At 53.9% G+C, this 13,922-nt stretch carries 11 protein-coding genes and 1 riboswitch; of the genes, 9 read left to right on the plus strand and 2 right to left on the minus strand.

Annotated features, from left to right (window positions below):
* Nucleotides 1-5: 5 nt before the first annotated feature.
* Nucleotides 6-251, minus strand: a complete 246-nt coding sequence (locus tag MAMMFC1_RS13985) for a FeoA family protein (RefSeq protein ID WP_126309092.1) — start codon at nt 249-251, stop codon at nt 6-8.
* Between the two features lie 341 nt (nt 252-592).
* Between MAMMFC1_RS13985 and MAMMFC1_RS13990 the strand changes: the two genes are divergently transcribed.
* A complete protein-coding gene (locus MAMMFC1_RS13990) occupies nt 593-1,252 on the plus strand; it encodes a C40 family peptidase (RefSeq protein WP_126309093.1) in 660 nt (219 codons plus the stop codon).
* A gap of 140 nt (nt 1,253-1,392) precedes the next feature.
* Here MAMMFC1_RS13990 and MAMMFC1_RS13995 read toward each other — a convergent pair whose 3' ends face one another.
* The gene (locus MAMMFC1_RS13995) at nt 1,393-1,872 is read right to left on the minus strand and encodes a spore coat protein (RefSeq protein WP_126309094.1); all 480 of its coding nucleotides are present in this window, start codon (nt 1,870-1,872) and stop codon (nt 1,393-1,395) included.
* A gap of 185 nt (nt 1,873-2,057) precedes the next feature.
* Nucleotides 2,058-2,241, plus strand: a riboswitch (cobalamin riboswitch).
* 188 nt (nt 2,242-2,429) lie between these two features.
* On the opposite strand from MAMMFC1_RS13995, the gene MAMMFC1_RS14000 reads away from it, so the two are divergent.
* From MAMMFC1_RS14000 to MAMMFC1_RS14035, 8 genes are all read left to right on the plus strand, one after another.
* Nucleotides 2,430-3,473, plus strand: a complete 1,044-nt coding sequence (locus MAMMFC1_RS14000; RefSeq protein WP_126309095.1) for a FecCD family ABC transporter permease — start codon at nt 2,430-2,432, stop codon at nt 3,471-3,473.
* Nucleotides 3,474-3,475: 2 nt separating this feature from the next.
* Nucleotides 3,476-4,771, plus strand: a complete 1,296-nt coding sequence (locus MAMMFC1_RS14005) for an ABC transporter ATP-binding protein (RefSeq protein ID WP_126310620.1) — start codon at nt 3,476-3,478, stop codon at nt 4,769-4,771.
* Nucleotides 4,750-8,502, plus strand: coding sequence for a cobaltochelatase subunit CobN (gene cobN, locus MAMMFC1_RS14010; protein ID WP_126309096.1), 3,753 nt, complete (start codon nt 4,750-4,752; stop codon nt 8,500-8,502). The genes MAMMFC1_RS14005 and cobN overlap by 22 nt, the downstream gene beginning before the upstream one ends.
* The gene (locus MAMMFC1_RS14015) at nt 8,474-9,565 is read left to right on the plus strand and encodes an adenosylcobinamide amidohydrolase (RefSeq protein WP_126309097.1); all 1,092 of its coding nucleotides are present in this window, start codon (nt 8,474-8,476) and stop codon (nt 9,563-9,565) included. Before cobN ends, MAMMFC1_RS14015 begins: the two co-directional genes overlap by 29 nt.
* Nucleotides 9,566-9,640: 75 nt before the next feature.
* Nucleotides 9,641-10,624, plus strand: a complete 984-nt coding sequence (locus MAMMFC1_RS14020) for an ATP-binding protein (protein WP_126310621.1) — start codon at nt 9,641-9,643, stop codon at nt 10,622-10,624.
* A 333-nt stretch (nt 10,625-10,957) separates the two neighbouring features.
* The gene (locus MAMMFC1_RS14025; protein WP_126309098.1) at nt 10,958-12,850 is read left to right on the plus strand and encodes a VWA domain-containing protein; all 1,893 of its coding nucleotides are present in this window, start codon (nt 10,958-10,960) and stop codon (nt 12,848-12,850) included.
* A gap of 36 nt (nt 12,851-12,886) precedes the next feature.
* A complete protein-coding gene (locus tag MAMMFC1_RS14030; RefSeq protein WP_126309099.1) occupies nt 12,887-13,522 on the plus strand; it encodes a MotA/TolQ/ExbB proton channel family protein in 636 nt (211 codons plus the stop codon).
* The gene (locus MAMMFC1_RS14035; RefSeq protein ID WP_126305568.1) at nt 13,509-13,919 is read left to right on the plus strand and encodes an ExbD/TolR family protein; all 411 of its coding nucleotides are present in this window, start codon (nt 13,509-13,511) and stop codon (nt 13,917-13,919) included. Before MAMMFC1_RS14030 ends, MAMMFC1_RS14035 begins: the two co-directional genes overlap by 14 nt.
* Nucleotides 13,920-13,922 lie beyond the last annotated feature (3 nt).

The following is a 13,922-nucleotide window of genomic DNA, read 5'->3' on the forward strand; positions in this document are numbered from 1 at the left end:
CACATTTAAATGGGGTACACCTTAATCAGACTGGCGTCATTACTGCGCAGCGCTATGGTAGTGCCGCGCACGCTGAAGGCTATGGGGTCGCCTGCCGGACTTTTGCGGACGCACTGCACCGAAGTTCCCGGTAGAATACCCAGGTCCAGAATTCGCCGCCTGAGCAGGCCGTCAAGCTCTACGGACGATATTTTGCCGGTTGTGCCTACCGTAAGATCTGCCAGAGATAGTAGTTTTTCAGGGCTTTGCATTCAATAAACCTCCTTTTATTTGCCATGGCTAAGTTTTATTCCGAAAATAAAGGTTAGCTACAGCTAACACGCGGTCGAAAAAAAACGGTTAGCGGAAGCTAACACCGTATTCTCAGCCCTCTGCTATATGATATGGGCAGCAGTGAGAAGTGCTACTGTTGATGTACATAGTTTTTGTCGTATTCCCAATAGAAATAATTGACAGTGGATTGCGGTTCAAAACATGATAACCGTTCAGATTCCAGTTTCTTCGAGTTTACATAATTAAGATATTGTGGTATTATACTGAAGTAACCCTTAACAGAGGGTTTTTCTTATAAACCACGTAAAGGAGGTTGCTGATGAGAATCTATAAATTTCATGTGACCCTGATCGCTCTCCTGACCTTTTGCGTCACGCTCATCACCCCAATCTCACCTGCAGCTGCGTTTTCGCTAACCGATGTTTTGCCGCAAGCCGCCCAAACTGATACTTCTTCCGACGGCGGCAATATGCTGATGAATATTCTGCTGGGCTTATTGCTGGGGAACTTTGTCAACAAGTTTGCCAACGTTCAATCTAAACTTCCCGACGATATTTCGAAAGTATTAGGCGTTGCCACCGGTTCCGGCACAACCTCCGGCAGCGCTAAGGGCGCTCAAGTTGTGGAAACCGCCAAAACGCTTATGGGCGTACCTTATGTTTTCGGCGGTAACAGCGTTACCCGCGGCCTGGACTGCTCCAGCTTTACCCAGTATGTAATGAAACAAAACGGAATAAGACTTCCCCGTACGGCTGCCGAGCAATTTGCCGGCGGTACGCCGGTGAATAAGACTGACCTGCGGATTGGCGACCTGGTATTCTTCACCACTTATAAGCCGGGAGCATCCCATGTAGGATTTTACATGGGCGACGGGAATTTCATTCACGCCAGCTCGGCCCAGGGGCAGGTAGGCATCAGTTCACTTAGCGACGCCTATTATACTCAGCAATATATCGGCGCACGCCGCTATATCAAGTAGTTAAGAAGATCTTCGGGCTTTGTCGAAGAGAATGATGCAGCAAATAAGAGGTCGTTTGAAAGCCTTAGGCTTTCAGACGACCTCTTTAGCTTGATTTATAAATATTGATAGCTGCCATAGCAATTGGACCGTAATAACAGTTACTTCGGATTGTACATACCTTTGCTTTGCATGTATTGGAAGATGCCTTCACCGTGTTTTTGCTCTTCTTTTTGGATATGGTTGAGAGCTTGACGCACGTTGGTGTCGGTAAATTCAAAAATGGCCGTATCGTAGGCGCCGGAGACAAATTTTTCGGTCATTAGCATATCGTTGCAAAGAACACTATCACTTTGATTGTTTGTTGTTCCTTGCGGCGATGGCTGGACTGCGCTTTGCGCACCGCTTTGGGCAGTTTGTTGGCCTTGTTGTGATGACATGACCGGCACCTGGCCGTTTAATATTTGCGTTAGGGTATTTAAGTGTTGCTGCTCTTGGCTGGCATAGGAACCGAATAATTGTTTCAATTGGGGGTCTTGCGCTTGCGATGCATAGGCTTGATATTTTTGCACACAAATCCCCTCATGGCTTTGTTGATCTTGCAAAAGCAACTTTTCCTTTTGCGTTAATGCTATTGACATTAGATAACACCTCCTACCCATTATTTTGCCTAAAGGCTGCTGTTATATGCCAAATTAATATTGAAAAGTAAAAAGTAATATGTATGATACGCTGCTGTAACTGTTAAAGTATGGATTGACATATTTTTTGTAACGTGCTAACATTTAAATTAAATTATATCCATATCATGCCATATCGTGACAATTTAATATTTTTTGAGACAGGTGCCCTACGGGGCTTAATAGGGAAGACCGGTGTGATACCGGCGCGGTCCCGCCACTGTAATGGGGAGCGAACCCAAAGAGGATGCCACTGGGATGAAAATCCTGGGAAGGTTTGGGTAAGCATTGATCCAGAGCCAGGATAACTGCCTGTCTGAAATCACCGTTTGACCTACGAGCGATAGGGAGGGGATTATTTGAGTAATCTTTCCTTCCCGGCTATTTTTTGCCGGGATTTTTATTTGGCAAGATTGCTAGGCATAAACCCCCCTTGTTTAGACAAGGGGGGTTTATGCTTTATGGTAAAAAAAAGATAGGACGGCCCCGGAAAATACTAGACAGGAAGGGCGAAGCATATGACAGGCTGGCATAAAAACAAAGCTGTTTTATTTACATTTATGGGTGTATTATTAGCCGGTGCCATATTGTTGTCGCTGGCTTGGGGGCAGGTGTACGTGCCTGCCCAGTCCATGCTGGCGGTCATTGGCAAGCAATTGAATTTCCCCGGATTGCAGGGGGTGGGCCTGACCCAGGAACAGACGGCGGTTGTCTGGCACATCCGGATGCCGCGCACCCTGGTGGGGCTGTTGGTGGGAGCGGCGCTGGGCGTATCCGGGGCGGTCCTGCAAGGTGTGTTTGGCAATCCCTTGGCTGATCCGGGAATTATCGGGGTATCCAGCGGGGCGGCATTGGGGGCGGTTATCGCCATAGCTTTGGGGGTTACGGCGAACGGCATCTTTTATATGCCGTTCTTTGCGCTGTCCGGCGCTTTACTGGCGGTGGGAATAACCGTGTCTCTGGCCCAGCGGGAGGGGAAAATACCGGTAATGGTGTTATTATTGGCAGGCGTGGCGGTGAGTATGCTGCTGGCGGCGCTGACAAACGGCATTTTGACCTTTATGAACGAATACCGGCTGCGGGAGTTTTTGTTCTGGATGGTGGGCGGCTTGGATTACCGCCGCTGGGATCACGTGTATCTGATTGCCGTGCCGGTTCTTGCCGGCATCAGTATATTATGTCTGCTGGCCAGACATCTCAATATTTTGGTGCTGGGCGAGCAGGAAGCCCGGTCGGTAGGAGTGCCGGCGGCTGCTTTCCGCCTGTTGCTGCTGTTCGTGGCGGCGGTGACCACTGCCACGGCCGTATGCGTTAGCGGTGCCATCGGTTTTGTCGGTTTGATTGTGCCGCATATTATGCGGCTGTTGATCGGGGCGGAGCATCGCACGCTGCTGCCGGCTTGCGCCCTGGCGGGCGGCCTGTTTTTAGTCGGTTGCGACACTTTGGGGCGGATGCTGGTTCCGCCGGCGGAAATTCGTGTGGGGATTATGACCGCCTTAATGGGAGCGCCGTACTTTCTCTATCTGTTGCGCCGGGCGCAGAAAGGAGGGGGACTGTTGTGAATATGACCGCACAGCAGGCGCTTACAGCCGAAAATGTAAGTATCAGCATCGGGGTGAAACCTATTTTGCGGGATATTACTTTCACGGTTAGGCCGGGAGAGTTTGTCGGCATAATCGGTCCCAACGGCGCGGGGAAAAGTACGCTGCTGCGCGGTTTGCGCGGTCTCACTCCTATGGCGGCGGGAAAGGTAAAAGTATTGGAACAGCCAATACGCAATCTGGGTGACAAGCAAATGGCGCGCGTTGCCGCCTATATGCAGCAGGAAGTCAACGTAGGCTTCGGGTTTACGGCGCTGGAAGTGGTGCTGGCCGGACGCTATCCCTATTTGAAATGGTGGCAGAATGAGCGGGGCGAGGACTACCGGATTGCCCACAAGTACATGGCTTTTACCGGCGTGGAACAGTTGGCGGATCGGCCGGTGCAACAGGTATCGGGCGGCGAACGGCAGCGGATTTTGCTGGCCAAAGTGCTGACCCAGGAGACGCCGCTCATTTTTCTCGACGAGCCGACGGCAAGTCTCGACCTTTTATATCAGGAAGAAATTTTCCGGTATTGCCAGGTGATGTGCCGGCAGGGCAAGACGGTACTCATCATTGCTCATGATATAAAGCTGGCCGCCAAATTTTGTTCCCGGCTGATTTTATTGGCCGGCGGCGCGATCGTTGCCGACGGAACGCCGGCGGAAGTCATTACGGTGGAAAATCTGGAAAAGGCCTACGGTCTGCATTCGGCTGTTTTCATTAACAAAGTGACCGGCAATCTGGATATTCACACTTATGCGGCGGCCACTGACACTGCCGGGCGGCAGACCGTCCACATCATCGGCGGCGGCGGTTCAGCCGGAAATATAATCCGGGTATTGCATGAAAAATCCTATAGTTTGACCGGCGGTGTTTTTCAGTCCGGTGACACGGATACGGACGTAGCGCTGGCTTTTGGGATGGATGCCGTGCTGGGACAGCCATTTTCCCCCATTGATGCAGGGCAAGGCGAGCAAAACCGGGAAAAAATCGTCAATGCCGATTGGGCGGTCCTGACCAATCTTTATTACGGCGAGCAAAATTTGGATAATCTTGATGCCGCTTTTGCTGCCAGGAAGCTTATCGTGATCGAGGATACACCCATCGAACAGCGGGATTTTACCGGCGGCAAGGCGGTTCGTATATACCGCCAGCTGATAGAACGGCCGCAAGTCACCGTCATGACGGCGGCGCAATTTGTGGCGGGAATAGACGGACGGCATAATGCCGATCAACTGGAAGAGGAGAGAAAAAAATGGGACGCATACTGTTTTTGACTAATATCGACCGTCAGTACATCATGATGGACCAGGCCCGGGATTACCTGGAAAAAGAAGGCCGCCTGCCGGGGGGCAGCCAGGTCCTGTTGTTGAATGATGCCAGTAACTGGGGACCGGATTGTCCCCAAATGTTTAGCGGGAGTGACCTGGTGTTGTTTTCCTGGATGGGAACCAGCCACGACACTCATTTCTTGAAGAAGGCGACCGCCTTCTTGCGGGAACAAGGCATTATCCATACCCTGCTGGCAACCGACCCTGATCCGGAAGACACCGTCCACGGCGTCACGCCGGCGGAGCGGGAGATAATGCGTACCTATCTGCTCTACAGCGGTATGGAAAATTACCGGAATCTCTGGCTGTGGCTGGCTTGCACCTACAGCAATGCAGACCTGGCATACCAAAAGCCGCAGCCTTTGTTGTGGAACGGTATTTTCCATCCCCAGGCCGATACGCCGTTTACCAACGGCAGGGAGCACCACCGCCGGTACTGCCGTCCGGACCGGCCGACAATCGGCATCTTGTTTCCCCGCGATGAGTGGGTGTGGGCGGACTTGGCATACCAGACAGCGCTGGTGGCGGAGATCGAACGGCAAGGCATGAACGCGATGGCGGTGTTCAGCCATTGGGCGCGCAACCCGGAAGTTAACGCGCCGGGCGTGGATGATACCGTACAAGCTTACTTTTATGTGGACGGCATGCCGGTCATTGATGTGTTGCTTAATACCTTTAAATTTTCTTTGACGGTAGGCCGGCCGGTTGACCAGGAGTTTCTGCACCGTCTGGATGTGCCGGTCCTGCAGGCGTATGGCCTTTTGCAGCCTTGCCAGGACTGGCAGGACAGCATTGAGGGCATGACGCCCATGGAAGTATCCTGCAGTATTTCCATGCCGGAATTTGACGGCATCATTCATGGGGTGCCGGTAGCCGCCAAAGAAAATCTGCCGGACGGGACCAGAAGATATCTGCCCATTCCCGACCGGCTGGCCGCGGTGGTGCGTAAAGCCGGCAAATGGGCCAGGCTGCGCCGCAAAGCCAACAGTGAAAAGAAGATCGCCATTATTTTTCATAATTATCCGGCCACCAATTCCAATATCGGCAGCGCCCAGGGCATGGATTCGCCGGCTAGCATCAGACTGCTGCTGCAACATATGGCGGCGAGGGGTTACCGTGTGGATCACATTCCGGCCGACAGCCAGACGCTGATGAATGAATTGCTGGCTCAGGCTACCAATGACCGGCGCTTTTTAACCGACGAACAAATTGAAAATGCTCCCGGGAAGGTAAGCGAAGTGCAATACCGGCAATGGTTCGGCGAATTGGCGGCGGAAAATCAGGAGCAGCTGCGGCGGGAATGGGGAGCGCCTCCCGGTGATGTTTTTTATTATGACGGTGAATTACTGGTTCCCGGTATGCTGAACGGCAATATCTTCATTACCGTGCAACCGCCGCGGGGGTTTGGCGAAGATCCCGGGAAAATACTGCATTCGCCGGACTGCGCACCAACGCATCATTATTTGGCTTATTACCACTGGGTACGGGATATCTGGCAGGCGGACGCGGTGGTGCACGTGGGCACTCATGGGACGTTGGAATGGCTGCCCGGCAAAGGGATGGGACTGTCGCGGCAATGCTATCCTGATTTGGCCATCGGTGATTTGCCTAATGTGTATCCGTATCTGATTACCATAGTCGGCGAAGGCATCCAGGCCAAGCGCCGCGGCGCCGCCTGCCTGATCGGGCATTTGCCGCCGCCCATGAGCCATGCCGATATCTATGAGGAATTAGCTGAGCTGGAAAAGCTGCTGGATGAGTATGCCCATTTCAAATTGAACCAACCCGGCAATACAGAAGTCGTGGCCAACCTGATTCGGGAAAAAGTACTTGCCGCCAATTTGAGCGAAGACCTTCCCGAACAGCCCTTTGACGAATATGTCCAGCGTCTGCACGCCTACGTTACCGATATAAAAAACATGCAAATCCGGGTGGGACTGCACGTATTGGGCTGCCCGCCGCAAAATGACATGCTGGCGGAATATTTGCTGGCCCTTACCCGTATGGACAACGGGGATATTCCGTCGTTGCCCAAAACCATTGCCGCCGTCTATGGGTATGACTATTACGAACTCATTGAGCAAAGCGGCCAGCTGCTGCCGGACGGCAGTAAGACCTGCGGGGCGCTGCTGGATGATATCCGGGATCACTGCCGTCAAGTGGTGACCCTCCTGGCAGAGTGTGATTTCTCTATCGCTGAAACGGAGCGGATCCTGAACCTGCCGTGGGCGGTCCAGGCTCAACAACCGCTGCGGGAACAATTGCGGCAGGTCACACGGTATATCTGCGAAAAATTGGTCCCCAGCGTGGGGCAAACCGACCAGGAGATAACCAATTTACTGCGGGCGCTGGAAAGCCGCTACATTGAACCGGGTCCGGCCGGCTCGCCCACCAGCGGCATGGCGGACATTCTGCCGACAGGACGCAACTTTTACGGCGTTGACCCGCGTACGCTGCCCTCCCCGGCCGCCTGGGAAATCGGCAAGACTTTGGGCGACGGCGTCATTGAGCGCTATATCAGGGAAGAGGGCCGGTATCCGGAAAATATCGGCATGGTGATATGGTGCGGCGCCAATATGCGCAGCCATGGCCAGTGTATCGCCGAATTTTTATATTTACTGGGGGTTAAGCCGGTATGGCAGAAAGGCAGTCTGCGGGTGGTGGATTTGGAAATTATTCCGGCGCCTGAACTGAAACGGCCGCGGATTGATGTGATGGCCCGCATCAGCGGGCTGCTGCGCGATGCTATGCCCACGGCCGCTGCCTGGATGGACAAGGCGGTCGGCTTGGTTGCCCAATTGGACGAAAGCCCGGAAGTTAATTACGTGCGCAAGCATGTGCTCAATGATGCGAAGCAATTGGCGGCAGAAGGCGTCGACAGTTGCCAGGCCTGGGAACAAGCCTGTTATCGCGTGTTTGGCTGTCCGCCGGGAGCTTACGGAGCCGGCGTCGGGCATCTTTTGGAAGAAAAAAATTGGGAGACGGTGGACGATCTGGCGAAAGTATATGTACGCTGGGGAGCCCACGCCTATGGCAGCAAGGTTAACGGCGCGTTTGTACCCCAGTTGTTCAGCAAGCGTCTGGGCAGTCTGGACGTTACCGTCAAAAACGAGGACAACCGGGAAGTGCATATGCTCAATTCCGATGATTTTAACGCCTACCACGGCGGCATGATTGCCGCGGTGCGCAGTCTAAAAGGCGAGGCGCCCCGTTCCTACTGCGGTGACAGTTCCGACAGGCAGCATGTGGCGCTGCGCAGTTTGGCGGAAGAGTTTAAACGCTTGTTCCGGGGGGAAGTAATGAACCCGAAATATATTGAAGGAATGAAACAGCACGGCTATAAAGGAGCGGCCGATTTGGCCGGCGTGGTGGCCCATTGCTACGAGTGGGATGCCACCAGTGACGTGATGGAAGATTGGATGTACGACGGTTTGGCGCAAAAATACGCCCTCGATGGGGAGATGCGCCAGTGGATGCAAGAAGTTAATCCCTGGGCGCTGCAGCGTATCGCCGACAAACTGCTGGAAGCCGAGCAGCGTGGTTTGTGGCAGGCGGATAACGAGACCAAGCAGGAGCTGCAGCGGCTCTATCTGGCTATCGAAGGGGAACTGGAAGAACGTGGTGATGAAAATTTGAAGGAGAAATGCAATGAAACTATGTACCTTGTCAACCGGTGATGATGTCTACCGGTATTATAAAAGCATTGTCCTTATGTTTGCCGCCGAGCGTAAAGTCCTCAGCACGGCGGTGCTGAACGGCGGCTACCAGGAAAATTTGACGGCTGTATTTAATCATGATGTCAATCCCGGCGCGGGGATGGCCTGCACATTGCGCGCGCCCACTTATGAGGGGCATATGCGGCTGATAGCGCAGGAAGCAGGGCTTGATCCCGATACGGTGTCCGGTATGGGGACAGCCGCTTCCATGGAAAATGTGTCCATAAAGACTGAAAGCTATCAAACCCTGACAGTAACTGCCCTGGTAACCGGCGGCGTGGAGGTGAACGGCGGCCGGGTAGGCGATCCGGCCACCCATTTTCAACCCGTCGACAAAAGCGTTATCTATAAACCGGGGACCATCAACATCATGCTGGTAATTGACGCCGACATGCCGCCCGGTACACTGGCCAGGGCGCTGGTCACCTGTACCGAAGCCAAAACAGCGGCGCTGCAGGAACTCATGGCCGGCAGCAATTATTCCAATGGTTTGGCCACAGGGTCGGGAACCGATCAAAGCATTGTTATCGCCAATCCGGCTTCGCCTTTGTATCTGGAGAGTGCGGGCAAGCATTCCAAATTAGGGGAACTGATCGGCCGCGCAGTCAAGCAAGCTGTTAAAGAGGCCTTACTGCGCCAGACCGGACTGTCGCCGGCGCAGCAGCACAGCGTACTTCAGCGCATCAAACGCTTCGGCGTAAAGGAAGAAAACTTGTGGCAGGAATATGCGGCGGACAATGGGGGAAATGTCATTAAACCGCGGTTTTTGGAGCACTTGTATCAGTTGGATACAGACCCGCAGCTGGTTACCTACACGTCCCTGTATGTTCATTTGCTGGATCAATTCCTCTGGGAATTGTTGTCCGGCGAGGAAATCAGGCCGGCCGGCAACGAATTGCTGGCCCTGGTTGCCGGTAAGTTCGGTGTCCCGGCGCCGGTGATTGCCGGACCGGAACTTGAAGACTGCCTTCAGGCCTGGACGAGGTTGGTGATTCGTATTGTGAGGGAAAAATACAGTTGCTAAACATAAGGAGTGAAAAGAATTTTGCAACAACATACAGCCGTTTATCCGTTTACAGCCATTGTCGGTCAGGAGGACATGAAACTGGCACTTATTTTAAATGTAATTAATCCCGCCCTGGGCGGAGTACTGATCAAGGGAGAAAAAGGCACGGCCAAATCAACCGCCGTGCGGGCGCTGGCCGATTTATTGCCGGCAATGGAAGCCGTGCAGGACTGCCCGTTTAACTGTGATCCCGGCGATAGCAACCGCCTGTGTGAAGGATGTCTGGCCAAAAGGCCCCAATCTTTTACCACCCGTTCAGTGAAAATGAGGGTGGTCGAACTACCGGTCAGCGCCACGGAAGACCGGGTGGTCGGTACGCTGGATATTGAACATGCCATTAAACACGGGGAAAAAAAGTTTGAACCCGGCATTTTAGCCCAGGCCAACCGTAACATTCTGTATGTGGATGAAGTGAACTTATTGGACGACCATGTGGTGGATGTGCTTTTGGACGCAGCCGCCATGGGCGTCAATACGGTAGAACGGGAAGGAGTGTCCTATTCCCATCCGGCCCGGTTCGTGCTGGTGGGGACCATGAATCCGGAAGAAGGTGACATCAGGCCGCAGCTTTTGGACCGGTTCGGGTTGTCAGTTTTAGTGGCCGGCGAGCACCGGCCCGAGCAGCGGGTGGAAGTCGTCAAACGCCGGCTGGCCTATGAACAGGACGCGGTCGGCTTTGCGATTGGGTATGAAGAAGAACAGCACCAGTTGGGCAGCGGCATTATCGAGGCGCGCCGGTTGTTGCCGCAGGTTACCATTGACGACGATTTGCTGCTGCTGGTGGCGAAAATAGCTGTTGAACTGGATGTTGACGGTCACCGGGCGGATATCACCGTCATCAAAACGGCGCTGACGCTGGCAGCCTTCGCCGGCCGGGAAAAGGCGGCGCCGGAAGATGTGAAAAAAGCCGCCTGGCTGGCTTTGCCCCACCGCATGCGCCGCCGTCCCTTCGAAGAAGGGGCGCTTGACTGGGAAAAGGTCGAGGCATTCTTTGATGCAACTATTCACCTCAAGTAGGGAACTGCTTATAAACCGCCATCTGCGTCGTTGCTCTTGCGGTCCTCACTCCAGCCGTTCTGGCCTAGTTAGCCTTTTTCTAAGTAGTCTGTGCGGACCCCCAGTACGCTTCCGCTCCGGTCCTCGCACAAACTATTATGCTAAGCAAACGAAATCAGAATCGTCGTCGCGCCTAGTCGGTCTGACTATGATAGTCGATCTGTAATTAGCAAATTTCATTGCAATAAGTATTTTTCACATGCAACGGTACCTGACGATTTCTAAGCAGTCCGTGGCATTTGATAACTTGAGTAAGATTTATTTAATAATAATGACGGTTAAGGAGGGAATAAAATGGCGCACCGGGTGTTATTTCCGTTTGCGGCGGTAGTTGGTCAGGATGAGGTTAAGCGGGCCTTGCTGATTGCGATGGTCAATCCCAAGGCCGGCGGCGTGCTGGTTGCCGGGGAAAAGGGAGCGGCCAAGTCGACCCTCGTGCGTGGTCTGGCCGACATTATTCCTGCTGATACCTGGCTGGTGGAATTGCCGCTGAACGCCACCGAAGATATGGTGTTTGGCAGCCTGGACATGGAGTATGCTGTCGTAAACGGGCAGCGGCGTTTCTGCCCCGGAATTTTGGCCAAAGCCCACGGCAATGTATTATACATTGATGAGATCAATTTGCTGCGCCGCGATTTAGTCACCGCCATCCTGGATACCGCCGCGTCAGGCGTAAATGTGGTGGAGCGGGAAGGAATCTCCTACCGGCATGAGGCTGTCTATACCATCATCGGTACTATGAATCCGGAAGAGGGCACATTGCCGCCGGCGGTATTGGACCGTTTCGGCCTGTATGCGGCTGTAAACCGGGAAAAAGACGCCGGCGCCAGGGCGTTGATAGTGCGGCGCATACTGGCTTATGACCGGGAGCCGGATATATTCATGGCGCAATACCGGGAAGAAACTAAAACTATAATGGGCCATGTTGCCGCGGCCCGGGGAAAAATAAAAAATTTGGAAGTAGCCGACGCCATGATTCAGTTGGCGGCTCAAATGTGCGCTCAGGCCCGTTCTGCCGGGCACCGGGCGGAACTGTATCTTTTGGAGGCAGCCAAAGCCATTGCCGCGTTGGCCGGACGCGAATATCTGCTGCCGGCCGATGTGGAGGAAGCGGCCCGCTTTGTCCTGCCTCATCGTGTGCGCCAGGAAGAACAGCCGCCGGCGGACAGCCGGCAGCAGTCCGGCGGGCAGCAAGACCGGGAACGGCAGCCGCCGCCTCCGCCGGAACAGCAGCCCAATGAAGGGGAAGATCAGCCGCCGCCGGCAGGGGACGATCAGCAGCCGGATGAACCGGCGGACGGACAGCAGGAACAGCAAGCCGTCAATGATGCTGAGGCTAAGGAGCAGACAGCCGATATTGACAGGACTTTTCCGCTGACCAATGTGGTGGTTTCGCTGCCGCAGGATCGTCAGGTCCGGCGCGGCAACGGCAAACGCAATCTTACCCGTACCGACACCCGGCAGGGAAGATACGTGCGAGCCGGTTTACCCTGCGGTCCGGTCACAGACCTGGCTTTCGACGCCACTTTACGGGCTGCGGCTCCCTATCAGCGGTCAAGGGGAAAAGGCAGGTGCTGTATCACTGTACAGCGGGAAGACCTACGGCAAAAAGTCCGTGAAAAACGTATCGGCAATACCTTTTTGTTTGTAGTAGACGCCAGCGGGTCCATGGGGGCGCGTGAACGGATGCGGGCCGTTAAAGGAGCTATTTTCGCCATGTTGCAGGACGCCTACCAAAAGCGGGATCAAGTTGGCTTAATCGCCTTTCGGCGGCAAACGGCGGAAGTGCTGCTGCCGGTTACCCGTAGTGTGGACTTAGCCCAAAAATGTTTGCAGCATTTGCCCACAGGAGGGAAAACACCGCTGGCGGAAGGACTGTCCACCGCTCTTAACGTACTCAAGGCCATGCAAAAAAAGGAAAAGGAAATGCAGCCCATTTTAGTGTTGGTTACGGACGGCAGAGCCAATATCGGCGACAACAGTAACAACGATGCCGTAGCGGCTGCCCTTAAGACTGCCGGAAAAATCGGCATAAACGGCTTTCACAGTGTGGTTATCGACACGGAGGCCGACTTTGTCAGACTGGGAGTTGCCCGGGCAGTGGCGCGGGAGATGGGATCTATATACTATAGTCTGCAAGAACTGTCGGATGAAAATATTATGCGCATTGTAAAAAGCGTGCACTGATTATCCGTAAATAACAAACCATATGGAGGAAACAAAATGGATTTTTTCTGGGAATGTTTTGTCGTATTTCAAAAAGGCGGGCCGGTCATGTATCTGATATTGGCCTGCTCGCTGATCGTGGCGGCCATTGGGGTGGAACGTTATCTGTATTACCGGCAAATGAAGGGCGACATGCCTGACCTGGTAGCCAAGATAACGCCGGCGCTGGAACGCCGGGACTGGGAATCCTCCCTGGAAATCTGCCGGCAGACAGGGGGCGTCGCGGCCATGGTGGCCGCAAAGGGCATCCAGTATTTTCAACGGGGCGCCTGGCATGTGGAAAGCGTGCTGGAAGGAGAGGCGTCACTGGCGGTAGCCGGACTAAAGGCAAACCTAAGCCACTTGGACACCATCGTCACCATAGCGCCCCTGCTGGGTCTGCTGGGAACCGTCATCGGCATGATCGGCTCCTTCAGCGTAATGAATATCAAATCCGGCCAGCCGCTGGCCATTACCGGCGGGGTGGGGGAAGCGCTGGTGGCTACCGCCTCCGGCCTCTGCGTGGCCACATTCGCCATGGTTGTGTACAGTTACTTCAATCACCGGCTGGACAGCATGATAACCGACATCGAAAAAATCTGCGTGCTGCTCCTCGGACAGGTAAGGCAGGAAAAGCATCATGAAACTGCGTAGCCTCCGCAATGAAAGGCAACCCCGCCTGATGATAATTCCCATGATTGATATTATCTTTTTCCTGTTGGTATTCTTCATGATGAGCACCTTGTACATGGTAGAGCAGCAGATCATTCCGGTCAACCTGCCGCAGGCGGCATCGGCCCAGACCGACCGGCCGCGCAGCGTTTCCGTCCTGGTCACCAAGGAAGGGCGGATCCTGTTGGAACAGGAAGATATTCCGCTGGAACTGTTAAAACAGCGGGTGCAAGCGGAATTAAGCAAGCAAAACGACATCGTGTTCATCCTACGTTCGGATAAACAGGCGGAATACGGGAAAGTTGTGGCTGTGCTGGACGAACTTAAGCTGGCAGGCGTGCAGCGGGTGGCCATTGCGACGGAAAAGAAAGGGAGGTAACGA

The sequence above is a fragment of the Methylomusa anaerophila genome (assembly GCF_003966895.1).
In the GTDB taxonomy this organism is placed as follows: domain Bacteria; phylum Bacillota; class Negativicutes; order Sporomusales; family Sporomusaceae; genus Methylomusa; species Methylomusa anaerophila.